The organism is Paenibacillus whitsoniae (assembly GCF_003955665.1).
Lineage (GTDB): Bacteria > Bacillota > Bacilli > Paenibacillales > NBRC-103111 > Paenibacillus_E > Paenibacillus_E whitsoniae.
The window spans coordinates 148,599-173,867 of the sequence record NZ_RXHU01000022.1 but is presented as its reverse complement, the minus strand read 5'-3'; the positions used below and the strand labels follow the sequence as shown (position 1 = coordinate 173,867).

The window sequence follows — 25,269 nt, the reverse complement described above, 5'->3', positions numbered from 1 at the left end:
TCATGCCAACGAATGACAAGACGTTAAACAATAAAATATTCGATTGGGTTAACTATGCGCTATTGACCCTCGTTTCCTTGATCACGATTATTCCCTTTGTCTATATTGTTTCGGTATCGTTTGCAGCTCCTTCTGAGGTTGTCAAAGGCGGATTGCTGCTGATACCTACTAAATTTACGCTTAGCGCGTATAAATACATTTTCTCAACGGACACGATGATTAGAAGTATCGGAGTCTCGATTTATGTAACCGTTTTAGGAACATTGATCAATCTCATATTAACTTCATTCACAGCGTATCCATTGGCTCGGGCCACATTGCGCGGTCGTAAAACATTCCTGCTATTGATCCTCATTACGATGCTTTTCAGTGGCGGTATGATCCCGACCTACTTCGTCGTTAAATCGGTTGGACTGATCAATTCCTATTGGTCACTTATGATTCCAACAGCGATCAGTGCGTTTAACTTAGTTGTTCTGAAAAACTTTTTTCAGCAAATTCCAGACGGGTTGGAGGATGCTGCGAGAATTGACGGCTGCAATGATATCGGAACGTTGTTCAGAATTGTTCTGCCCTTATCCATGCCAGCTATGGCGACTTTCGGGCTGTTTTACGCGGTAGGACATTGGAATACGTTCTTCCACGCGGTCATTTATATCAACGATTCTGAGAAATGGCCCGTGCAGGTGGTGCTTAGGCAAATTGTGCTCATGTCCCAAGATAAAATTGGAGATTCGTCCTCTCAATCCGATCCAACGGATTATTTGCCTCAAACGATTCGAATGGCTTCGATTGTTGTTGCGACAATACCCATTGTTCTCGTATATCCATTCCTGCAGAAGCATTTCGCGAAAGGTGTTTTATTAGGTTCGGTAAAGGGATAACCTAGTATGGTTTATCCCTGCAAATATACCGTATTATTCATAATTAAGGAGGGTTAAGCATGATTAAAAAAGGGTATATGGCTTTACTTTGCTCCATCACGTTGACAACAGGTACACTTGCAGGATGTAGCAGCAGCACCGATCCGAAGAAAGAGGAGAAGGCGGCGGTGGACAACACGCCTCTCGTGGTGACGATCGCTACACCGCAAGTGGGAGAGGCGCCCAAAAAGGGCAGTGAAATCGAGCAGGCGATAGAGAAATATACGAATGCCAAAATCGATATCCAATGGATTCCAGATGCTGCTTTTGAAGACAAGAAGAACATCATGATTGCTTCCAATGAAATGCCTAAAGCTTTTAAAGTGAAAGCTAATGCATCGACACTGAATGCGATCCAGTCCGGATTATTCTGGGAGATTGGTCCGTTATTGAAGGATTACAAAAATTTATCCGAACTTAGCCCTATGTATTACGATAACATCAAAGTGGATGGCAAGCTGTATGGGCTTCCGTTATACCGTGATATTGGACGTGCCGGAATCATTTACCGCAAAGACTGGTTTAATGCGCTTGGCATAAAGCCGCCCGTCACTCTGGATGATTGGTACAATATGGCGAAAGCCGTCGCAGAAAAAGATCCGGATAAGAACGGTCAAGCAGATACTTACGGCTTCTTCCTAGATAAAAACTATAACGATCCAGCTGCCAGCTCCAGCTTCTTGACTCGACTTTCTGTTCCGAACGGAGCCCCTAATAAGTGGGGGGTTGAAAACGGTAAGATCGTAGCTGAATTTATGACGAAGCCATATATGGATTCGATGAAGCTGTTAAAACGTTTGTATGCCGAGAAATTAATTAATCAAGATTTCTCCATCGTGCAATCGGCGGATTCCGATAATAAATGGAATGCGGGTAAAGTGGGCATCCGTGTTAATACGGTAGCAACAGCCGCACAGCTTTCTTTTGACAACGTGTTGAAGTCTACGCCGACGGCAGTTGTAGATGTCGTGCCTTTTGAAGGTCCATCTGGACTTAAAGTTCCAGCTGAGTCTGGGAACAACGGCTTCTTCCTATTCCCGAAATCAAGCGTGAAGTCAGAAGCAGAGTTGAAGCGTCTGTTAGGCTTCTTCGACAAGCTGCTCGATCCCGAAATGTCAACGTTGTTGACGAGAGGGGTTGAAGGCAAACACTTTACGAAGACAGAGGATGGCAAAGGTCAATTTAAAGATTTGACGTTGTTCAACCTAGAAGTGAAACCATACCGTGACAGCTTGCCTTCCTTTGAGACAGCAGGTAAAGGTCTGCCTTTGAAGCAATCCGAACTGCAGGCAAAAGGTTCGAAAATTGCGGAAGACAATCTGAAGAGTGTCGTGCCGAACGTAGCTTTGACGTATAATTCGAAGACATATACGGAAAAAGGCGTGGAACTGGATAACATGATTCGCGATGCCCAAACCAAATATATTATGGGGAAAATCGATGATGCCGGCTGGCAGGCAGAGCTTGATAAATGGTTGAAAGCTGGCGGCGAGAAGGTAATTGCTGAGTATACGTCAGAATACGCCAAGCAGAAGAAATAGAGCGTTCAATCAACTAAGAAGTCATGATTCCAGCAGCCGTCCGGGTATTAACAGTCGGGCGGCTGGTTTTGGTATACTAGGGTCATCGAAACGACAGTAAACAGAAGTGAGGAATTCATTTGCCCACCTATTTATATCGCATGATCCTATTCGCCATGGTGCTGGTTGCCATTCCTGTCACAACAATCGGAATGATTTCTTATCAGATTTCTTCTAAGGATATTGAGAAGAAGGTGAAAGAAAGCAATGCCCAAATTTTGCTGCAGAACCAGATGAGAATTGAGCAGGTCTTAAAAAATGTAGAAATGGGTGCTGTGCAATATTTAAATTCACCGCTTGTAACGGACAATCTTTACAATGATTTGATTCAGGATGATTTCCAAACCATTACAAGCCTTGCCAAAGGCTTATATAACTTACACTCGTTATCCGCAGTAGCGGACACACATCTCATTAACCTGGACCATAACTGGATGATCGGCAATCTAGGCTTTACCAGTACGCAGGAATATTCGGATATAGAGCAGTTGAAAGACTATGCAAAGAATCCCAAGAATTTATTCTGGCTTGCAGATGAAAATGGCATTCGGATGGTCGTAAAACTTCCGATAATCGCACCCTCCACATCCCCGAAGGCATTGTTGATTATTGAGATGTCGAAGACGGAATTGGAAAAAGGGTTAGCACAAACGAAGCAGCTGGGAGATATTTACGTACTGAATCAAGCGCACATTCCTTTCTTGAGTAATGGCGGCGCGAGCTTCAATACAGAGGCGCTACTGGCGCCATTGAAAGCTGAGAAAGAGGTCAACGGCTACTTCGAAGGCAAAGCTACGGCAGTAAATTACCGAGTATCTTCGAATAATTGGACCTACGTTTCCGTTGTTTCCATTGATCAAGTGACGATGGAATCCAAGAAAATTGCACTCGTCACGATCAATGTCTGCCTAATCGTTTTTATCGTGATTTCAGCTGCCGCCTTCTACGGAAGCAGACGGATGTATTCTCCAATCCGGCGGCTATTTCAAACGATTGAGCAGTTCGGTGGTGAAACCGCAGAGCCTCGCAGGAAAGATGAATTCGCTTATATCGAGGATAGATTTAATGCTTTATTCCGAACGCGGAAGCAGTTTCAACAGCAGCTTCAAGGTCAAATGGGGCAGATGAAAGAGTTCATCTTATTGAAACTGTTCATGGGGCAGGTTACAGAGAGCGAATTTGCTTTCAAGGTTGATGCCTATGGCTTCGCGGAGAAAGGGAGGCCCCTGGGTGTGATTGCGCTTCAGATTGATTCTCTTCAGGATACGAGATATATGGAAAGCGATAAGGAATTGTTGCTTTTTGCTATCCAAAATATTGTCAGTGAGCTTTTGCCGGCTGATCGTTTGCTTGGATCACTTTTGCTGGATCAATCGCAGGTATCTCTGCTTACTGGTGATGCGGGAGATCCGCAAGAACTTCAAAGGAGTTTTCATCAGGCAGCAGAAGAGATTAAAGCCAAGGTTCACGAGCTGCTTCAGCTGAAGGTCAGTATCGGGATTAGCCGAGTGTTTACGAGATATACGGATGCCACGAATGCGCATGCAGAGGCGTTGGAAGCGCTGAAGAGAAGGATCCGTCTCGGGAGTGATATCATTATTCATTATGATGATATTGAATCGGTTCCAGAGAACAGCAATCATCTCGCAGCATCACTGAATTACTTGGAGGACTATTTTATCAACGCATTAAAAACAGGGGATGCAACCGCCACCTTTGAGCATTTTGATCAATATATTGCGTCGATCATGGATAGAGATATCAGATTTAACGATTTTCAATTCGTGATGGTTGAGCTGATCACGGAGATTCATGGTCATGTCCAGCAGCAGGGCGGAACATTAGAAAGCCTAATCGAGACCAAATCGGTGCTCCAAACTTTCATGAAACTGAACACGGTACAAGAGATTACGCTATGGTTTAAGACGGATTTGCTGCCGCCTGCGCTAGCTTTCTTCAAAGGACGCGCGGATTCGCAATATATCAATCTCGCGCATCAAATGGTCGAAATGATCCATAACGGCTATGAACAGGATATTTCCCTTGAATCGTGTGCCGCGCAGCTCAAATATCATCCTGTTTATGTAAGTCGTGTTTTTAAGAAGGAAATCGGTGTTACTTTTATTGACTATTTAACGAATTATCGGGTGAACATGGCGAAAAAATGGCTGAAAGAGACGGATATGAAGATTTCTGAAATTGCCGAGCGACTTAATTATACTAATTCTACTGGCTTCATCCGGACTTTTCGAAAGCTGACAGGAATGACACCCGGGCAATTTCGAGACAGCTAAATGATCCATTTTTAACTTTGGGAGGGGTATCGTATATGAACGATCCAATGTTAGATCAAATAAGAGACCACTATTTAGCGAGTGAAGGAAAATGGTTTTCCTTGCGATGGCATTATATTGAGAGCTGCATTCTCAAATCGTATATGGACAGCTATAAACAATCGGGGAAAGAAGAATATTATGTATTTGTCAAAAATTTCATCGATCGTCTTTATGATGAGAAGAGCAGCATCCCTGTCATCGATGTGCGTTATTACAGTATTGATCAGATTAGACCTGCGACCATTCTCTTTGACTTATACAAGAGAGAAAAAGATCCCAAATATAAGCATGTGCTTGACTGGATCTATGATCAACTGAAGACATACCCAAGAACAAAGTCAGGCAGCTTTTGGCATAAAGAAAATTATCCAAATCAAATTTGGCTGGATGGACTTTACATGGGGCAACCGTTTTATGTGCGCTACATCAAGGAGTTTGAGAAAAATAAGAATTATTCGGATACGATTAATCAGTTTATGAACGTTAGGAAATTTATTTTTAACGAAGAGAATCGCTTGTACTACCATGCTTACGACGAGAGTAGAGAGATGTTTTGGTGCGACAAAACGACAGGAATGTCTCCGAATGTTTGGGGACGTGCTGTCGGCTGGTTTGTGATGGCATTGGTTGACGTACTTGAACTTCTGGAAGATGAACGGGTAGATCGTGAGCCTTTGAAAATGATTTTGCAGGAAGCACTAGACGGTATGTTGCCCTACCAGCATAGCGGGGGAATGTGGTACCAGGTTGTTGATCGGGGGGATCGTCCAGGGAATTACTTGGAGTCCAGTGGCACGTTGATGCTTGCTTATGCCATGTTAAAAGGTTCACGCCTTGGTTATCTGGCCAAAGAGTACGCCCATCGCGGCAAGTTTGCATTTGATGGCACAATCCGGCAATATCTCCGAGAGGAGAATGGCGAAGTGCTGCTCGGCGGGATCTGCCGAAGTGCTGGTCTGGGTACAAACCCTGATACCGGTAAGGTTCGTGACGGAAGCTTCGAATACTACACGGAGAATGAAATCATTGTGAGTAATAATGGACATGGCGTTGCGCCGCTGTTAATGGCCTACAGCGAGGTTAAGATTTTACAAGAGCCTAGAGAAATGGCTTCCGCTGATTGAATCGATACAAGTGAAGCTTTTATCGCAATAAACATTGGGTATCTCTTAAATAAATTTAGAGAAAACGTATTTTAATTACTTGTACTTTTCGATCATTATAGCTTACGATAAGTTCAATCTCGGTGAACCCGAAAGATCATATGATGGATGCCAATGTAGGAGGACTGTCGGACCTATTCTGGGAATGGGGGGATGCTGGTGCTGCCTCAAAGCATGAAGTTGTTTAAACAAAGGAGCGTTTTTATTCGACTGCTCTTTTTCTTCAACGTTTTTGTTCTGTTTACTATCCTTGCATTCGGATATGCTTCATACACGAAATCGTCTCAATTGCTAACCGAAGAAGTCATTAAATCCAACAATAAATATATTGAACAAGCACGGGATAACGTTGATCATACATTGAGCAATTTGGACAATCTAACGTATCAGATGTCGCTGCAGCCCTCCATTCGCCGGGCACTCTATTTATCTGAACAAACGTGGGATTCGGATCAATTGCTATTTCAAGAAAATATTGAATACTTGAAAAGCATCAAGCTTGCCAATACACTCATTTCGGATCTTTGGGTCCAATTTTATCGGTATCCAGTCGTCCTTAACAACATTTCGAAGTATAATTCCGATTATTATTACGAGGATGTATATAAAGTCGATTCAGCTATGAACTGGAACGAACGGCGCGCTCGTCATATTGGATTTACATATATGGGCCGCCAAAGTGCAACCTCCTATGACATTCCGTCATCGGTACTCACCTTCGCTCGAACGGCTCCTTTAAGTAACCTGTCGCCGACAGGCATCTTGTATGTCAACGTGAAAACGGAAGATTTCTCCAAGATGATCCAACAAGGCAGCGATCCGTCTCCCGCCTTTATTTTCACACTCGACAAGTCCGGCAATGTGGTGTTTAGTAACCCGATGAGAAGCGGCCAAGAGGCGCTGTTTGAGATGATGAAAAACGAACTGTCTACGAAATTTACATCGATAGAGGCCTCAAACGGCCAGCTTCAGGAAAAGATCGGTGGTGAGCCGTACGAAATTGTATTCACTTCTTCCCTAGTCGGTGATTGGAAATATATTAGCGTTGTCCCGAGATCATTCATTACTCAAAAGGTAAATCAATTCAGGCAGTTCACGCTGATGGCAGCATTGCTATGCCTGATCGTTGGATGTATCGTATCTTACTTGCTAACCAGCCGGATTTATAGGCCGATTCATCAAATCGTAGAATATATGAACCAGTTCGGGCGCAAAGATACGGAAGGTAAAGGCAAGAAGGAAAACGAGCTGGAGTTCATTAATCGAATCATGAATTATGTTTACTATGAAAACGCCAACTTGCGCGACGCCTTTAACCGGAATTTGCCGGCATTGCATCATAAGGCCATAGACGATCTACTGGAAGGGAGTGGGACAAGTGCTGAATTAAACAGGCTGTCTTTAGAGCTGGGATTGTCTTTTCGTTTTGACTCGTATCAGGCTATTGCATTCGACATTGGGGAATTCGCTCATACAGATCAAGGGAGTGCAAGAATCGAGGAAATGATCAGTTTGGTCGACAAACCTTGCTGCGAAGGGCAGCTAAGCGCTATGGAGACTAGGACGATCCGAAAGCGGAGTGACCTACTGGTAACCCTATTGAACATCGACTGGGAAAATCCTGATATGGGCTCTGTTTACGCGTACATCCGTTCGGTTACTGCAAATCTGCATCGGGTTTATTCCCCGACGATTACCGTGGGAGTAGGCAAATTGTATAGTAGGGCTGAAGACATATCCTTATCTTACGATGAGGCGTTGCGCGCTCTGCAATTCAAAATTGTGCGTGGAGAAGGCAGTGTAATCTTTGTAGAAGAGGTGGCGGGGCTGCTAATCGGACAGCCGGTGTACTCACTTGATATGGAGAAGCGGATCATTAATTTGGTGAAAACAGGGAATGTGGCAGGCTGGAAAGCGCAGCTTGAAACACTGTGGTTGCATAACTTGAACGATCGAAGACTGACTCCGGAGATGATCCGAAATCTGTTTCACGCACTGGCCGGAACGGCAATTCGTACGGTTTATGAGGTTAATTCATCAATGGAGGAAATATTCGGCAACTCCTTCGATATCTACAAGCAGCTTGATCGGCAGTCTGGTGTGCAGCAAAGAATAACATTCATGGAAGAGACGTTTGGAAAAATCAGCGAATGGATCCAGCACCACAAGCAGGGTCAATCTTCGCATATGTTTATTAAAATTAAGGAATACGTGGAGCAAAATTACTCCCAGAATTTATCGCTTACAGTGCTCGGAGATGCACTTGGGCTGTCCCCTTCTTATCTAAGCAGTATATTTAAAGAGATTACTGGCATGAATTGCTTGGATTATATCAACAGCAAGCGGATAGAAAAAGCCAAGTCAATCCTCAGTTTGACGGAGGGAACTATCGCGGATATTTCGGATCAGGTTGGCTTTACCAATTCTAATACGTTTATCCGCGTATTTAAGAAGTACGAAGGCGTCACGCCTGGCCAGTACAGACAAATTCATCAGGGAACTTGTTAATTAAGCTGTCCGGTAGTCGGGCAGTTTTTTTGTTAATCGCATTTTGAGTATTCATCCAACGAAATGGAGACCACAATCGTAATTAATGAAGATGTATCGAAAGAAATCGCGATTTACCGCATGAATGAAACCGTATACATTTAGCTCGTAAACCAATTTTCGAAAGGAGGATCAGCACATGAGCAAGCCGCAAGCGGGGGTCATCGCCAATTCTGGTTGGCAGAGGGGCTTCAAGAAAGCGCTGCCCTATTATTTGATGTTTTTGGCGCCACTCATCTATTTTATTGTATTCCGTTACGTGCCCGTCGTTATGGCTTTCATCATTTCGTTTATGGACTACAATGTGTACAAAGGGATTTTGGCAAGCCACTGGGCTGGATTCAAACATTTTTCCGACTTTTTCCATTCTGTATATTTTTGGAGATTGTTGCGAAACACACTCATGATCAATGTTTTACATCTTATTTTTGTGTTTCCGGCGCCTATTGTTTTTGCACTTTTACTTAATGAAGTACGGATAACGGCGATCAAGAGAACGGTGCAGACGATCAGCTACTTACCGCACTTCGTCTCCACGGTCATCGTGGCCAGCATGGCAGTCACCTTCCTTTCTCCGACGGTAGGGTTGATTAACAACATGTTGGTTCAGTTGGGCCTTGAGCGTACGAGTTTTTTGCTGCAGCCGGGCTACTTCTGGGGAATTTTTACCGGTATTGATCTTTGGAAAACGCTCGGATGGTCAGCGATTTTGTATTTTGCTGCGCTTACTGGCATTAACACAGAATTATACGAGGCTGCTAGGGTGGATGGAGCGAGCCGCTGGAGGCAAACATGGCACATCACTTTGCCCGGCATTTTGCCGACCATCGTCATTCTGTTTCTGCTCAAAATCGGCCATATGCTGGATGTCGGATACGATCTAATTATCTTGCTATACAATCCGAATACCTATATTACGGCGGATGTCATCGGCTCTTATATGTACCGTAGAGGAATATTAGAAGCGAATTACAGCTTCGCTTCAGCAGTGGGATTGTTCCAGTCGGTAATGGGCTTGATTCTAATCGTCACAGCCAACAAGTTAGCGAGAAAGGTTTCCGATACGAGCCTATGGTAGGGGGGAGAACATGAAATTTCAACGCATGACTGCGGGAGGATGGATATTTAATTGTGTCAATGTATGGATACTGTTAATCATATCTGTCGTTACCCTGTATCCATTTTTGTATGTCTTGGCGGCGTCGCTGAGTGACCAGCTATTCATTCAGCAAGGACACATTGGTGTCATCCCGAAAGGGTTCCAAATCGAAGCCTACAAGCGGGTGATTGAATATCCCATGTTGGGCCGTTCTTACCTGAATACGGTCACTTATACAGTTGTGGGAACTGCTATCAGCCTGGTGTTAACGATTTGCGCGGCTTACCCTTTGTCCAGGAGAGATTTACCGGGACGTAAGACGCTGATTACGCTGGTGCTGATTCCGATGCTCTTCAATGGAGGCCTAATTCCAACCTTTCTAGTGGTCAATGCCTTAGGGATGAGAAATACAATATGGGCTATCGTCATTCCGACGGCTATCGCATCCTTCTATGTTTTTGTGCAGAAGACATTCTTTGAACAAATTCCTACTGAGCTGGAAGATGCAGCTAAAATAGACGGATGCTCTTATATGCAAACCTTGATCAGGATCATCCTTCCATTATCGGTACCAAGTTTGGTTACGATCGGATTATTCTATGGCGTGAGCGAGTGGAACAGCTTTTTTCCAGCCATGATTTATTTGAATGATGAAAAACTATTTCCAGTGCAAATTTTGCTTCGGGATATCGTCATTCGAAATCAGACCGATTTAGTCATGATTGATGTCTATGATGACAAGAACCTGATCAGCGAATCGATCAAATACGCCACGCTGATCGTGACGACCCTGCCGATTTTAATTATTTATCCGTTTATTCAGAAATATTTAGTACAAGGCTCGTTAATCGGCTCGGTTAAGGGATGAAGGTGGAAACATCTTCTCCACAAAAATATTATTTGGGAGGATTACGAGAATGAAGAATGTACAAGTGTTGAAGGGTATCTCGGGAGTTGTGGTGCTGTCGGTGCTGCTGACAGCTTGTCAAACAGGAGGCGCTTCCCAGTCGAAACCAGAAGCGAAAAAGCCAGATGCATCGTCTGCGGCAACACCGGCTCAAATCGATCCGAACGCTAAGATCAATGATAAGAAAATCGAGATTAGTGTTTACATGAGATCACGACCGGAATCGGTCGAATCCAACGATTTACTTTGGATGAAGCCAATCGTTGAGAAGACAAATGTTTACTTCAAATGGCTCAAGGCACCAGTCGATACCAAAGACTATGTTGAGAAATTCAATCTAACCCTAGCTGGGGGCACCTTGCCAGATATGATGGAGGCATCGACGGATCTGCTAATTAAGGGTGGAGAGAATGGAATTTTTGAGCCATTGAACAAGCTGATTGATCAATACATGCCCAATTTCAAACAAGTCATGGCATCCAACCCGAAAATAGCGAAAGAGATAAAGTCCGATGACGGCAACATTTATTACTTTCCGCAAATTTCTGCTGTGAAGACCATCAACCTCAATATTTTCCGCCAGGACTGGCTGGATAAGCTAGGCTTAAAGGCACCAACAACAACAGAGGAAATGTATCAGGTATTGAAAGCGTTTAAGGAGAAGGATCCAAACGGCAATGGGAAAAATGATGAGATTCCCTTTACAACGAAACTAAAAACAAGGGGCTTACTTCCATTTTTTGAACCGTTCGGGGTTTCACTCGAGGAAGACTTCTATGTTGACAACGGTAAGGTGTATTATACGTACACGAACCCGAAGATGAAGGACGCATTGGCATTTGTCAGCAAGCTGTATAAAGAGGGGCTGATTGACAAGGAGTATATTACCAACGATCAAAAAGTATGGGAGTCGAGATTTACAAATCAAGTATCAGGGGCGACTTTCGATTCCTTCCCGCGGCTCGATGCATTGGAGAAGTTGGTTGGCAAAGTTAATGCCAATGCCGTCATGAATGGCACGATTCCTTTGAAGGGACCATCCGGAGCGGATGCCTACACGAAGAGTCAGCAATCTTTGATTAAAAACGGATTTGCTGTTAGTTCCCAGTCGAAATTCAAGGTCGAGATCGCAAAAATGCAAGATTGGTTTTACAGTCCGGAGGGGCAACTGGCGATGAACTTTGGTAAGCTGGGTGAGACTTATGTCATGGAGGGTGATCAACCGAAGTTTACCGATGTGATTATGAAGGACGCGAACAACTCTCCACTCATCAAAATGTATGAGCTAGGTCACCGGGAATTTGCTTACCAGTGGGATATCCGTTACGAGAATGCAATGGTGACGCCTAAGCTGGAAAAGATCCGCGATTCGATAACGCCATTCATCAAGGATCGTTTCCCGTTATCTATTTCTTTTAAGCAGGAAGAGCGTGATGTGCTCAATTCCAAGTTCACGGAAATAACGACCTACAAGGAAGAGATGATGAATAAATTCATTATGGGTACGGAGTCCTTGGATAAATTCGATCAGTTTGTTGCTCACATGAATGCCATGGGACTTGAAAACGTGGTGAAAATTCAACAGGCAGGATATGACCGTTATTTGAAAAGATGATAAAAACTTCAAATGTGGAGGAATAGTTTCGTGATGTCCAATTCTGAAAGCAGGATCACCATTCCCAACCCTGTGTTGCCAGGGGATTATCCAGATCCCTCGATTGTGCGGGTTGGGGACGATTATTATGTCGTGACCTCGACGTTTCAATATTTTCCTGGCGTTATGATACATCATTCCCGCGATCTAGTTCACTGGAAGCCTATCGGTCACGTCATTACCCGGCGGAGCCAGATTGATTTGACCGGAGTGCCTGATTCGCACGGTGTCTTCGCCTCCGATATTTCTTATGCGGACGGCAAGTTTTGGGTGGTCGTTCCTTTTTTTCATGGTCAGCCACGCTGCTCGAATCTCCTGTTTACGGCTAAGCGGCCGGAAGGCCCCTATTCCGATGGTATCGTATTAAACCATCATTTCATAGATCCATCCATCTTTCATGACGATGATGGTCGCCGCTATCTCGTCTTCGGCGGAGGCTGGCTGCAAGAGCTAGACGCAGACGGGACTCGCCTGATCGGAGAAGCACGTCAGGTTTGGCCGGGTACGGGAGGAAGAGCGCCGGAGGCGCCCCACATCGTCAAGCGGAACGGTTACTACTATTTGATGTTGGCTGAGGGAGGTACCGCCTTCGGCCACATGGAAACATTGGCACGCAGCCGTTCCATTTGGGGACCGTATGAGTCTTGTCCGCACAATCCGGTCCTGACCCAGCCGGATCCCGCCCATCCTCTACAGAAGGCGGGACACGGCAAGCTGGTGGAAGACCCCCGTGGGAACTGGTGGATGTTGCACCTCGGCGGCCGTCCGCTGACGCCGGGCGGAGCGACTCCCTTAGGACGCGAAACGTTCCTTGAGCCTGTTCGCTGGACGAGCGACGAATGGTTTGAAGTTGGAGACGGCGGCCGCCCACAGGAGTGGGTGGAGGTTCCAGGTAGTCAAGCCCTCGACTTGACCGAGTCCGAGCCTGAGCTGTTCAACGGAGCAGAGCTGTCTCCGATTTGGGAATGGGTACGCCATCCGCTGGAAGGCAGCTACGCGCTTACGGATAAAGGACTGGAGCTTGAATGTCAACCTTATCCCTTGTATGTTCCAGGTTCCACCTTGATCTTAACTCGCCGGTGGGAGCACTTCGGGTTTGAGACACGAACTCGGCTATCTTTCGCACCGCGATCTTTGGGGGAAGAAGCGGGGCTCATTGTCTATCGCGATATGGATGCCATGCTGCTGATGAGCGTCCGTTATGGGATCGGCCAAACCTCTGGACAGAAATTTGATACGACCAAACTGTACGAGAAGCAGGAGGATGACGGACTTTATTTGCAGTTGGACCGTTCGGAGAGATGCTTCCGGCATACGCTATTTCAGCGTAGACTTGAAATGGAGCCGGGGGAGGATTTGTGGCTGAAAGCAAATCTTGATGCGGATACTCAGCATTTTACCTTCGCCTATTCGGTGGACGGTGCCTCGTATACGGATCTGGATCTTACCGTACCGGCGGAATTTATATATCCGGAGAACTTTGCCCGATATAAATGCTATACGGCTCCTCGTATTGGCATCTTCGCAATGGGAGTCCTATACCAACCCAGCGGTAGTGCGACATTTAAACAGTTTGAATATCGAACCTAGTGAAACCGCCCTACACAATATCGCGTGTAGGGCGGTTATTTATCTTAGCTCGCTCATCTTTCGCTCCCAATACTCGGTACATAGCGCGATCAGTTCTTTCGCCGCTTGCGTCAGATAACTGTCTTTTTTATAGCTTGCGGCAATTTCCCACACCGGATGCTGAGGTAGAGAGAAGAACGAGACATTCGACCGGGAGCTGGCATAACTGATAGGAAGGACTGAACAACAGATCCCCTCGGCGACCATTTCGAACAACGTTTGACAGCTTCGGGTTTCCAATAATATGGGAGGTGAAATATCATCTTCGGCCAAGAGATCGTCATATATTTCCCGTAATGTGGAGCCTTTCCGCATGACGGCGAATGAATCCTCTGCAAAGTGCGTAAGGCTGATTTCAGGAAGCGGTTCCCCAAGTCGGCCTCCTAAATGAGAGAGTGGGTGTGTGCGGGGCACACACAAGATGATCTCCTCAGAACAGATCGGGATGTACGCATCTTTCGTTTTTTGAGCAGGCTGAAGCGTGACAAAGCCGATATCTAGATTACCTTGGGAAATGGCATGCTGCTGCTCTTTGACGGTCATTTCAAGGGGCTCGATCCTGACTTTGGGATATTTATTATAAAAACCCGGATAAATGGCGGCAAACATGTCGGTTCCTCTTTCAGGAGTTAAACCGATCTTTAGTGTTCCTTCTTTGATCTCAAGCAGGTCATTGATCTTGTTGTAGGTCTCTTTCTTAATCAGCAGGATACGTTTGGCGTTCTCAACATAGATGGCTCCGGCCTGAGTCAGATGCCAATTATTTCTGGAACGAACGAAGAGCTGCGTCCCCAGCTCGTTCTCAAGCTTCAGGAGCTGCTGATTGAGAGCGGATTGCGTGATGAACAGTTTTTCCGCAGCTCTGGTAATGTTGTTGTCTTCGGCAATTTGGATCATGTATTCCAGCTGCTTCAATTCCATGTACAGTCGCCCCGACTCTTAAATTAATTTAGAGAAAACGTATTTTAATCACTTTTACTTTTCGATAGTTCTAGATTACTATAAGTTCAATTCAGGAACAAGTGCTTACGAGAGGGGATGATCCATGTGACTGTTCAACGAGTTGAAAGTGAAAAGCCGCTGTATATCCAGGTGAACCCTAAGGATAATATGGCGATTGTTGCCAATGCAGGCGGACTGCCGGAAGGAACAGTATTTCCCTGCGGCCTCAAGCTCCTGCAAAATGTTCCACAGGGGCATAAGGTAGCGCTTGCCGATCTAAATCCAGATGAGGCGATCATCCGTTATGGAGAGGTGATCGGGTATGCGATGAGCGCGATTGCGAGGGGAAGTCGGATCGATGAGTCACTCGTGAGAATGCCGACACCGCCTCAATTGTCGGAGCTTCCTATAGCCAGCAGCTTACCGCAAACCATTCCTCCATTGGATGGTTATACGTTCGAGGGGTATAGGAATGAGGACGGAAGTGTTGGAACCAAAAATATTTTAGGCATCACGACCAGTGTGCAATGCGTAGCTGGCGTGTTGAATTTCGCAGTCAAGAAAATCAAAGAAGAGCTGCTTCCTCGCTTTCCAAACGTCGAAGACGTGATCGCACTAACCCATACCTACGGCTGCGGGGTGGCGATTAATGCGCCTGACGCCATTATTCCGATACGCACCATTCAGAATCTCGCGCAAAATCCGAACTTCGGCGGGGAACTCATGGTCGTGGGGCTGGGATGTGAAAAGCTGCTTCCCGAACGGATCGTGCCTGGAGGCGCCTCCGATCAGATCGTAACCCTGCAAGAGAGTCACGGGTTCATGCCAATGGTCAGATCGATCATGGCGATGGCGGAGGAGCGCCTTGACAGATTGAACCGCCGGAAACGCACAACTTGTCCTGCATCGGCGCTGGTGGTTGGTCTGCAATGCGGGGGAAGCGATGCCTTCTCGGGCGTTACGGCGAATCCCGCTGTCGGATACGCCGCAGATTTGCTTGTTCGTGCCGGAGCCACGGTGTTGTTCTCCGAAGTGACGGAGGTCAGGGATGCCATTCACTTGTTAACCCCACGTGCAGTGAATGAGGATGTCGGGCGAGCTTTAATCCGTGAGATGGATTGGTACGATGATTACTTGCAGCGCGGCAGCGCGGATCGCAGCGCAAATACGACGCCTGGGAATAAAAGAGGCGGCTTAGTCAACATCGTCGAGAAGTCGCTCGGATCTATCGTCAAATCGGGGACGAGTCCGATTGCCGGTGTCTTGTCTCCCGGTGAAAGAGCAACCCAGAAGGGGCTGCTGTTCGCAGCGACACCTGCCAGCGATTTCGTATGCGGTACGCTGCAGCTCGCTTCCGGTATCAATCTACAGGTGTTTACTACCGGCAGAGGCACTCCTTACGGATTGGCTGCCGCTCCGGTCATCAAAGTATCGACGAGAAATGCGTTAGCAGAGCAATGGCATGATCTGATCGATCTGAATGCGGGTACTATTGCGACCGGTGATGCGACGATCGAAGAAGTGGGCTGGGAGCTGTTCCATCTCATTTTGGATGTCGCTAGCGGGAACAAGCGAACCTGGGCTGACCATTGGGGGCTGCACAATGACCTCGCTTTATTTAACCCGGCACCCGTCACCTGAGCGAAGTCTGGAGTTACCTGAGTGATAGTTTTCGAGGAGCAAAAGAGGAGGAGTGAAGTCATGGATACAGGTTGGATTCGCGGGGTCATACCGCCCATCGTTACTCCGGTGGATGCGGAAGAATGCGTTGAGGAGCAAGGCTTGCGCCGGGTGGTAGAGCATGTGATCGCGGGCGGAGTTCATGGTATTTTGTCGATGGGCAGCAACGGAGAGTTTTATGGTCTTGATCATGAGCAGCAGGAGCGGGCGGTTCGCATAACTCTTGATCAAGTGGGGGGCCGTGTGCCAGTTTACATGGGGATCGGGGCAATTGCGACCAAGGAATGTGTCAAACTTGCGCGAATGGGAAATAACCTGGGGGTACAAGCGATCACAATACTGCCACCGATGTTTTTGACGCCGAACGAGGATGAACTCTATCGGCATTTCCGCACAATTGCAGACGCAACGCCACTCCCTGTGCTTCTATACAATAACCCGGATCGGGTAGGGAACAATATTACCGTTCGATTGATGGAACGGTTGGCCGATATTCCGAATATCGTCGGGGTGAAGGACAGCAGCGGCGATATGACATTAACCGCCGAGTACATTCGACGGACTAGAGAGAAAGGCTTCAAGGTCATGGCTGGCCGTGACGTGATGATCCTTGGATCTCTGGCATACGGTGCTGTCGGCTGCGTCGCATCCACGGCCAATATTGTACCCGCCCTTGTGGTGGACATCTACAATAAGTTTATGTCCGGCGATCTCTCAGCGGCGTGCGAAGCTCAATTCAAGCTGGCTCCTCTGCGGATGGCATTCAATTTGGCCAGCTTCCCGGTCGTTACGAAGGAAGCCATGAATTTGATTGGCCTGGAGGTAGGCAGCTCGATTCTGCCGAATACGGCTGCTACCGAAGAGAACCGAAAGAAGCTCAGAGCGATTTTGACGGAAATGGGAGCCATCTAGACGGGGAAATAGGAGGAACGTTCGATGAAGGTCGGATTTATTGGACTCGGTATTATGGGGAAGCCGATGAGTAAAAAAGTATTAAAAGCCGGTTATGAGCTGGTCGTTCTGGCAACGAACAAGGGGATGGCGGAGCTCGTCGCCTTGGGCGCTTCGTCCGCTGATTCGCCTAAGGCCATTGCAGAGCAATCGGATGTGGTAATCACGATGTTGCCGAATTCTCCGCAGGTGAAGGAAGTGGCATTGGGCACGAATGGAATTATCGAAGGGGCCAAGCCCGGTACCGTCGTGATTGATATGAGTTCGATCGCGCCTCTGACGAGTCAAGAAATTGCACAGCGGCTCAGCGAGCGGGGCATCGAAATGCTGGATGCGCCTGTCAGCGGCGGAGAGCCCAAGGCGATTGAAGGAACGCTGTCGGTCATGGTGGGGGGTAAGCAGGAGATCTTCGACCGGTGCTATGCGATTATGAAAGCGATGGCTGCCTCGGTGGTACGCACTGGCGATATTGGGGCAGGTAACGTAACGAAGCTGGCGAATCAAATTATCGTGGCGCTCAACATTGCCGCGATGTCCGAGGCATTCGTCCTGGCGAGCAAGGTCGGGGTTCAACCTGAGCTGGTTTATCAGGCGATCCGAGGGGGACTTGCCGGTAGCACAGTACTGGATGCCAAAGCTCCGCTGGTGATGGACCGCAAATTCGATCCAGGATTCCGGATCAATCTTCATATAAAGGACCTGCTCAACGTTCTTGAGACCTCTCATGAGGTCGGCGTACCTCTGCCGCTCACTGCTTCTGTTATGGAGATGATGCAGGCGCTCAAGGTAGACGGAATGGGCGATTGCGACCATGGAAGCCTCATTCGATATTATGAGAAGCTCGCAAAGGTCGAAGTGAGCAGATTATGACCAGAGCTCTTAGGCGGGGTGATAGCGAGCCATGCGAATTATTGTAGCACCCGATTCTTATAAGGGGAGTTTGTCCGCCATCGGCGTCGCGGATGCGATGGAGAGAGGCATCCGTCGTATTTTCTCAACTGCCGATGTGGTAAAGCTTCCGATTGCCGATGGCGGTGAAGGAACGGTTGAAGCGCTTGTGCGTGCTACCGGTGGACAAATGCTATCGGCGCGTGTGACAGGTCCGCTCGGAGAACCCGTAGATTCTTTCTGGGGGATGCTTGGAGACGGTCGAACAGCAGTTATCGAGATGGCCGCGGCATCCGGGCTGCCTTTGGTTCCGGCTGCAGCGTGTAATCCGCTGCATACGACGACCTATGGTGTAGGGCAGCTGATTCTCGCTGCGCTGGATCGAGGCGCGCGCCAAGTGATCCTCGGACTTGGCGGCAGCGCAACGAACGACGCAGGAGCGGGAATGGCTCAAGCGCTTGGCGTTAGGTTCTACGATGCTGAAGAGCGTGAGCTCCCGGTTGGCGGTGCGGCTTTAGCCCGGTTAGCACGAATTGACTTATCCGGCCTGGATCCGCGCCTGGCGGAGACAACGATTGATGTGGCTTGCGACGTGGATAATCCGCTGTGCGGACCGCGGGGGGCCTCTGCCGTTTTCGGTCCCCAGAAAGGGGCCGACGCTGTCATGGTGCAGCAGTTGGATGGCGCACTGCAGCATTTCGCTGCTGTTGCGGCGGCCGCTACGGACAAGGACGTCGCGAATCAGCCTGGGGCAGGTGCGGCGGGAGGACTGGGAGCCGGCCTTCTGTTTTTTACGAACGCGAAGCTGCTGCCCGGGGTTCCCATTGTGCTGGAGGCAGTCGGGTTTGAAGGCATGGTACGTGAAGCAGATCTCGTTGTGACCGGAGAAGGGTCCACGGACTACCAAACAGCCTTCGGCAAAGCTCCGATTGGCGTAGCGGCTTTGGCCAAACGAGCCGGTGTCCCGACGGTCATCTTGTCCGGGGGCTTGGGACACGAGGCTGACACCGTGTTGCAGCACGGAATAGACGCCCTGCTCAGCATTGTTCCCAGGGCCATGGAGCTTGCGGCCTGTATCGAGCAGGCAGAGGAACTGGTAGAAGCCGCTACGGCCCGCATGTGCCGATTAATTGCAATTGGAATGCGAATTCACACTGGGAAAATAGATAGTTAGCATTAAGTATCCCTTTTCCGATACACTCTCTCGGGGCGGCCAACGACACCGTAGGTCAGATCAGCGAATACCTCGCCTGAAGCAACCAAATGCTCCAAATAGCGGCGTCCAGTCGAACGACTGACGCCTATTTCTTTGGCAATTTGTTCTGCGGACATTCCGTTTGCCGCGGTAGAAATCGCTTGAACAATTTTGACTAATGTCAACTTATCGATGCCTTTAGGAAGATAGGAATTCTCATTGCGGAATTCCTTTTTACTTGTTCCCGAAATGAGGCGATCGACGTCGCTTTGATTAATAGAACCGCTGTGATGTAAACGATTCAGCTCTCGATGAAAGTCAAGATAACGCAACAGGGTTTCCTGTAACCTGTTAAAGATCAGCGGTTTCATAATATAATCGAACGCACCGCTCCGAACAGCTTCCCGTATCGCCTCTATCTCTTTGGCAGCTGTGATCATGATGACATCCGTATCCCTGAAATGCTGGCGAATATACGAGAGCATGTCTAGACCATTGGCGTCTGGGAAATAAACGTCAAGCAGCACTAAATCTGGCCGTAAGATGTCTAATTGCTCTTTGGCCTGAACGTCATCGGTAGCGATTCCGACAACGCGGAAATGGTCTACTTTTTCAATGAACCTTCGGTTAATTTCGGCGATTTTTACATCGTCTTCAATAATTAGCACCTCAATGGCCGGTTGTTGATGTTCCATGATCGGGGAAAGGTCTCCTCGCTGTCGAATTTGGATATTTCGGGATGGCGACCGTAAAAATGGTGCCGCATTCAGGATTTTTTTGAAAGGTAATATATCCGTTGAGTTTGTGCACAGCGTGTTGAACTAAGGCCAGTCCGATGCCGCGGTCACCTGCTTTCGTTGAGAAGCCCTTCTCAAACACAGTGTTCCCTATCTCGTCCGGAATACCAATGCCACAGTCCTCGCATTCAATGATCAGATCCTCGCCAAGATCAGTTAGAAATAACTTCACATAAGGAGCCTTTCGTTCTTCCGCTGCGAGTACGGCCTCCATGGCATTATCAATGAGATTGCCTATGATGGTAACAAGCAAATTTCGATCCATCTCTGCAGGTATGTCTCTAAATGAGCTTTCGGGATCAATTTCAAAAGTTAATTTCTTCTCTTGAGCATGATTGAATTTGCCAATTAACAAGCCTCCGATCATGGGATCAGGGATTTCGGTCATGATGAATTGCACCCAATTCTGGTGCACATCGGATTCTTTGGAGATAAGATCAATGGCCTCCTGGTAAGATTCCAGCTGGATAAGTCCGGAAATGACATACAGCTTGTTCGAGAACTCGTGTGTCTGGGCACGTAGGGCTTCCGCGAAGCGTTTCACCTGAGATAACTCCTCCGCCAATCGATACAGCTCGGATTTGCTTCGAAAGCTCGAGACGGCTCCGGTTACACCATGCTTCCGATTGATAATCGGCACTCGGTTGACGATAACCTCATGATCGCCTATGAGCATTTCATGATCGAATTCGGCCTCGCCAGTACGTACGACCTCATTCAATCGGGTGTTCGGTATGACATCTTCGATATGCCTACCTGTAATTTTGGCACTGATCGGCAGCTGCATAAGCTGCAAAGCATAACGATTCGCCATTGTAACAATGCCTTCACGGTTTACGGCGATGATTCCTTCTCGGATGGTTTGTAAAATAGCCTGTTTCTCGGTATAAAGCTCACCGATTTCTTTGGGCTCCAAGCCGTGAATAGCCCGTCGGACATTACGTGCAATAAGGACAGAACCGATCAGGCCAAAAATAAGGACGATAAGGGAGATGAACTCGATACGCGATTGATAGGTATACGTAATGGAATGAATATCTTTTGTAAGAAATCCTACGGACACAATGCCGATCACTGTGCCTTGCTCATCGAAAATGGGCGCTTTACCGCGAAGTGAAGGACCGAGAGAGCCAATCGCTTTGGAAATGATCGATTGGCCTTCCAGTACGGGCCCGTTGTCGCCGCCGACCATTTCTTTTCCAATCCTGTCAGGAATGGGGTGGGAGAAACGAATGCCTTCGCGATTCCCGACGACGATGTACTCGGCATCGATCTGATCTCTTATTTTTTCAACAAGTGGCTGAATGATCTTAGAGGGGTCAGTGGTTAGAAAAGCATTGCGAATGTCAGGCATATTAGAAACCGTTTCAGCAACTTTTAAGGCGCGTGTGCCAATTTGATCTTCTAGTGCTGTAGTCATGATGTAATAAAAGATACTGCTTAGACTGATAATTACGATGGAAAGAAACGAACAAATGATAAGGATAAGCTTGGTTTGAAGCCTCATTTTCCTCGCCGACCCCCTGTTTTTGTTTGTATTGTAACATAAAGCGTTCTCATTTTGACGGTTATAGGGTATCCAGCTCCGTGAACAATATGAACAAAATGGTCAAAACGGAGTTATTACAACTAATCGCCATAAACTTCCCAACATGTAATTTGAGATGCTATTCTGAAAGCGCTTTAAAGTAAACGGATACAAAAAACGATTTATCAAACATGGAGGGGTTTCATTTGATAAACCAACTTATCTCAATGTCTTGGAAAGTAACAGCTGTTAGCGTTCTTGCAGTAAGCTTGGCTGCTTGTGGTAATAACACCGCGAAACCAGCTTCGAAATCTAATTATCCAGAAAAAGCACTAAGTATTATTGCTCCATCAGGTGCAGGTGGCGGTTGGGACATGACTGCACGCACGATCGCTAAAGTGTTGACCGAAACGAAAGCTGTTGATAAACCCATTTCCGTTGAAAATAAGCCAGGTGGTGGCGGTACCGTATTTATGGCGGAATACGCAACGAAAGATATCAAAGATAACTATAAGTTGTTCGTCAGTTCGCCTCCAATCCTCATTAATCATCTGAAAAAAGAAGGAAACACGCCTTACGGTTATCAGGACACGACGCCGCTAGCCCAGTTGACGAAAGATTACGGTGCTGTGGCTGTAGCAGCTAATTCGAAATATAAGGATCTCAAAGCTTTGCTTGATGATATGAAGGCAGATCCTACAAAGCTTACCGTTGCTGGTGGGTCGGCACCAGGCTCGATGGATCACTTGGTTTCGATTTTACCCGCATTCAAATATGGGATTGACCCCAAAAAAGTGAAATATGTTTCCTATGATGGTGGCGGCGAAGCCGTAACTGCATTGCTAGGTGGAAATGCGGATGTCTTAGGAACGGATGCTTCTTCCTTAGATCAATATGTGAAAGCAGGGAAAATCCGAATACTTGCTGTTGCAGCTCCAGCGCGACTTGGCGGAAGCTTGAAAGATGTTCCAACCATGAAGGAGCAGGGTGTTGATGCAGAGTTTTTGATTTGGCGCGGTATTTTCGGACCGAAAGATATGTCAGCTGACGCCAAGAAATACTGGGAAGATACCATTAAACAAATGGTAGAGTCTGATGCATGGAAAAAAGAAATGCAAGCTAACAGCTGGCAAACGGATTATAAAAAAGCGGACGACTTCAAAGCTTTCTTAGGCCAACAAGATACACAACTAAAAGATATGCTGACAGCGTTGGGCATGCAGAAATAAAACCTAAAGCATCAAGAGAGAAGATCATCTCTTCTCTCTTGACCTTGGGTAGGAGGCTAAGAAATGAATTCGACTTTTGACCGCTATGCAGGCATTGCTTTTTTCGCCATTGGCCTTGCATTTTTGGTTGGCTCTTTAAGTATTTCCACAAGTGCTTACGGAAGCAATGTGGGCGCCAATATCTTTCCGATGATTTTGGGAGCATTCTTGTCTTTGATGAGTATTCGTCTTATTTATGAGACATTCAGGAAGCCGCGCGCAGAGAAGCAGAAAGAAGATTTAGACTACAAACGATTTGTCATTATTTTCATAGCAGCAGTTTTATATGCCTATTTCCTTGAAGATATCGGATTCGTCATTTCTACGTTCCTTTTTCTTATGATTGGCTTCCAAACGATGCAAAAGGGAAAAGTATGGGTTTCCTTACTTATAGCAGCTTGTTTCTCATATGGCGTTTATTACTTATATGTACATCTACTGGATGGTTCGCTTCCCGGATTTCCATCTTGGTTAGGGGGGGCATGAGATGAGCACTTTGGATTATGTGGTTCACGGATTAGGCACGGCTATGCAGTGGCACAATGTTATTTTTGTTTTTCTTGGTGTCTTGATTGGTACGGTTGTAGGCGTGCTTCCTGGAATCGGTCCAATGAGCGGTGTGGCGCTTCTCATTCCGATCACGGCAACGATGACTGCAGGTTTAGGTCCTGAAGAAGCAGCCACAAGCTCGATCATTTTGCTAGCAGGGGTGTATTACGGGGCGATGTATGGGGGTTCGACAACGTCGATTCTGTTAAACACGCCAGGCGAATCCTCTTCCGTCGTCACAACCTTGGATGGCTATCAAATGGCCAAACAGGGTAGAGCGGGTGCTGCACTGGCAATATCAGCAATCGGTTCTTTTGTAGCGGGAATCATATCACTGATTGGTCTTATCTTCTTGGCTCGTCCTCTATCTGCTGTTGCGATTAAGTTCGGACCTGCTGAATATTTCTCGCTTATGGTCCTTGGCTTACTCGCAATTAGTGGGCTTGCAGGCAAATCGATGGTCAAAGCACTAATCATGACGGCGTTCGGTTTATTGTTAGCGACGATTGGTATTGATAACGTTTCGGGCGTAGAACGATTTACGTTTGGCATTCCTGAGTTGTATCAAGGACTTGAGTTCCTGACCGTGGCAGTAGGTACATTTGCTGTTGGAGAAGTGTTCAAAACCATTCTTGGGCGCGAAGGAAATGATGGAGAGATTGCCAAAATCAATCGTATCCTGCCAACGAAACAAGATATGAAAGACAGCGCGGCACCCATTGCACGCGGTTCTGTGCTTGGCTTTTTCATCGGGTTACTCCCTGGCGCGGGCGCGATCCTTGCTTCATTCTTTGCTTACATTGTGGAAAAAAAGATTAGTAAACATCCAGAGAAATTCGGCAAGGGAGCCATTGAAGGCGTAGCCTCCCCGGAATCTGCGAATAATGCCGCATCGGGAGGAGCGATGATTCCACTCTTAACCCTAGGGATTCCGTCTTCTGGGACGACCGCCATTTTGATGGGGGCATTCATCATGTATAACGTCCAACCAGGCCCTTTATTATTCCAAGATCACCCGCAGTTAGCATGGGGTGTCATTGCAAGCATGTTCGTCGGCAACCTTATGCTGCTGATTCTCAATATGCCGTTGGTTAAAGTTTTTGCCAAAGTCATTGAAACACCTTCGAAATATTTAATTCCTTTAATCATCGTCTTTTCTGTATTTGGGGTGTATGCCGTTCAATATTCGACGTTTGATCTCTTGCTCATTATGGGCTGTGGTCTTGCGGGTTACTTCTTGTCGAAGAATGATTACCCTCTTGCCCCCCTAGTGCTTGGCCTAATTCTAGGACCTATGATGGAAAACAATATGCGCAGAGCACTGACCATTTCAAACGGAGATTTCATGATCTTTTTACAAAAACCGGTTTCGCTCGTATTTCTAATCATCGGTCTAATTTGGGTTACAATTCCGTTGATATTGAAGCTTAGAGGAAAGAATGTACTGATAAATGAGGAAGGGTAATCCATACGGAAATGGAACATGAGGGTAACGCCTATAAACTTACGATTTCATTGGCTTGTCAGCAAGAGGTTTAATCAAAAGATCGCCCACTCCCGATTGTATAATCGGTTGGTTGGCGGTCTTTTTAGCATTCTGTGCGATGTAGATGTTGGTGGACGAGCTGAAGTT

Annotated in this window: 19 protein-coding genes; 16 read left to right on the top strand and 3 right to left on the bottom strand. The window is 47.0% G+C overall.

The window, feature by feature from the left end; all coding sequences use genetic code 11:
• Positions 1-2: 2 nt before the first annotated feature.
• The 9 genes from EJQ19_RS08575 to EJQ19_RS08535 all read left to right on the top strand — a co-directional run bounded on the left by EJQ19_RS08575 (position 3) and on the right by EJQ19_RS08535 (position 13,799).
• Positions 3-884: a carbohydrate ABC transporter permease gene (locus EJQ19_RS08575; protein ID WP_126140791.1), complete on the top strand. Its 882-nt coding sequence runs from the start codon at positions 3-5 to the stop codon at positions 882-884.
• 59 nt (positions 885-943) lie between these two features.
• Complete coding sequence (locus EJQ19_RS08570; RefSeq protein ID WP_126140790.1) at positions 944-2,464, top strand: extracellular solute-binding protein; 1,521 nt, start codon at positions 944-946, stop codon at positions 2,462-2,464.
• A gap of 119 nt (positions 2,465-2,583) precedes the next feature.
• Positions 2,584-4,797: a helix-turn-helix domain-containing protein gene (locus tag EJQ19_RS08565; protein WP_126140789.1), complete on the top strand. Its 2,214-nt coding sequence runs from the start codon at positions 2,584-2,586 to the stop codon at positions 4,795-4,797.
• 35 nt (positions 4,798-4,832) lie between these two features.
• Complete coding sequence (locus tag EJQ19_RS08560; RefSeq protein WP_126140788.1) at positions 4,833-5,963, top strand: glycoside hydrolase family 88/105 protein; 1,131 nt, start codon at positions 4,833-4,835, stop codon at positions 5,961-5,963.
• 327 nt (positions 5,964-6,290) lie between these two features.
• Positions 6,291-8,510 (top strand): AraC family transcriptional regulator, encoded by a 2,220-nt coding sequence (locus EJQ19_RS08555; protein WP_164716383.1) that lies wholly within the window; start codon positions 6,291-6,293, stop codon positions 8,508-8,510.
• A 178-nt stretch (positions 8,511-8,688) separates the two neighbouring features.
• Complete coding sequence (locus tag EJQ19_RS08550; protein WP_126140786.1) at positions 8,689-9,627, top strand: ABC transporter permease; 939 nt, start codon at positions 8,689-8,691, stop codon at positions 9,625-9,627.
• Positions 9,628-9,637: 10 nt separating this feature from the next.
• Positions 9,638-10,516 carry a carbohydrate ABC transporter permease gene (locus tag EJQ19_RS08545; RefSeq protein ID WP_126140785.1) on the top strand — a complete coding sequence of 293 codons (879 nt, stop codon included), beginning with the start codon at positions 9,638-9,640 and terminating at the stop codon, positions 10,514-10,516.
• A 49-nt stretch (positions 10,517-10,565) separates the two neighbouring features.
• Positions 10,566-12,170 carry a type 2 periplasmic-binding domain-containing protein gene (locus EJQ19_RS08540; RefSeq protein ID WP_126140784.1) on the top strand — a complete coding sequence of 535 codons (1,605 nt, stop codon included), beginning with the start codon at positions 10,566-10,568 and terminating at the stop codon, positions 12,168-12,170.
• A 33-nt stretch (positions 12,171-12,203) separates the two neighbouring features.
• Positions 12,204-13,799: a glycoside hydrolase family 43 protein gene (locus EJQ19_RS08535; RefSeq protein ID WP_164716381.1), complete on the top strand. Its 1,596-nt coding sequence runs from the start codon at positions 12,204-12,206 to the stop codon at positions 13,797-13,799.
• Between the two features lie 39 nt (positions 13,800-13,838).
• Here the strand turns inward: EJQ19_RS08535 and EJQ19_RS08530 are convergent, their stop codons facing one another.
• Positions 13,839-14,759, bottom strand: a complete 921-nt coding sequence (locus EJQ19_RS08530; RefSeq protein WP_126140782.1) for a LysR family transcriptional regulator — start codon at positions 14,757-14,759, stop codon at positions 13,839-13,841.
• Between the two features lie 126 nt (positions 14,760-14,885).
• Between EJQ19_RS08530 and garD the strand changes: the two genes are divergently transcribed.
• The 4 genes from garD to EJQ19_RS08510 are packed head-to-tail and all read left to right on the top strand — an operon-like array spanning position 14,886 to position 19,473.
• The gene (gene garD / locus EJQ19_RS08525) at positions 14,886-16,421 is read left to right on the top strand and encodes a galactarate dehydratase (RefSeq protein WP_277600933.1); all 1,536 of its coding nucleotides are present in this window, start codon (positions 14,886-14,888) and stop codon (positions 16,419-16,421) included.
• A gap of 60 nt (positions 16,422-16,481) precedes the next feature.
• Positions 16,482-17,372 carry a 4-hydroxy-tetrahydrodipicolinate synthase gene (gene dapA / locus EJQ19_RS08520; protein WP_126140780.1) on the top strand — a complete coding sequence of 297 codons (891 nt, stop codon included), beginning with the start codon at positions 16,482-16,484 and terminating at the stop codon, positions 17,370-17,372.
• A 24-nt stretch (positions 17,373-17,396) separates the two neighbouring features.
• Positions 17,397-18,281 carry a 2-hydroxy-3-oxopropionate reductase gene (gene garR, locus EJQ19_RS08515; protein ID WP_126140779.1) on the top strand — a complete coding sequence of 295 codons (885 nt, stop codon included), beginning with the start codon at positions 17,397-17,399 and terminating at the stop codon, positions 18,279-18,281.
• Positions 18,282-18,312: 31 nt separating this feature from the next.
• Positions 18,313-19,473 carry a glycerate kinase gene (locus EJQ19_RS08510; protein ID WP_126140778.1) on the top strand — a complete coding sequence of 387 codons (1,161 nt, stop codon included), beginning with the start codon at positions 18,313-18,315 and terminating at the stop codon, positions 19,471-19,473.
• 2 nt (positions 19,474-19,475) lie between these two features.
• Here the strand turns inward: EJQ19_RS08510 and EJQ19_RS08505 are convergent, their stop codons facing one another.
• Entirely contained in the window at positions 19,476-20,189 is a 714-nt protein-coding gene (locus EJQ19_RS08505; RefSeq protein WP_126140777.1) for a response regulator, read from the bottom strand.
• Positions 20,164-21,798, bottom strand: coding sequence for an ATP-binding protein (locus EJQ19_RS08500; protein ID WP_126140776.1), 1,635 nt, complete (start codon positions 21,796-21,798; stop codon positions 20,164-20,166). Before EJQ19_RS08500 ends, EJQ19_RS08505 begins: the two co-directional genes overlap by 26 nt.
• Positions 21,799-22,046: 248 nt before the next feature.
• Between EJQ19_RS08500 and EJQ19_RS08495 the strand changes: the two genes are divergently transcribed.
• The 3 genes from EJQ19_RS08495 (at position 22,047) to EJQ19_RS08485 (ending at position 25,101) form a co-directional block, all read left to right on the top strand.
• Positions 22,047-23,048, top strand: coding sequence for a Bug family tripartite tricarboxylate transporter substrate binding protein (locus EJQ19_RS08495; RefSeq protein WP_420901667.1), 1,002 nt, complete (start codon positions 22,047-22,049; stop codon positions 23,046-23,048).
• A 63-nt stretch (positions 23,049-23,111) separates the two neighbouring features.
• Positions 23,112-23,573, top strand: a complete 462-nt coding sequence (locus EJQ19_RS08490; RefSeq protein ID WP_126140774.1) for a tripartite tricarboxylate transporter TctB family protein — start codon at positions 23,112-23,114, stop codon at positions 23,571-23,573.
• A 1-nt stretch (position 23,574) separates the two neighbouring features.
• Positions 23,575-25,101 carry a tripartite tricarboxylate transporter permease gene (locus tag EJQ19_RS08485; protein WP_126140773.1) on the top strand — a complete coding sequence of 509 codons (1,527 nt, stop codon included), beginning with the start codon at positions 23,575-23,577 and terminating at the stop codon, positions 25,099-25,101.
• Positions 25,102-25,269 lie beyond the last annotated feature (168 nt).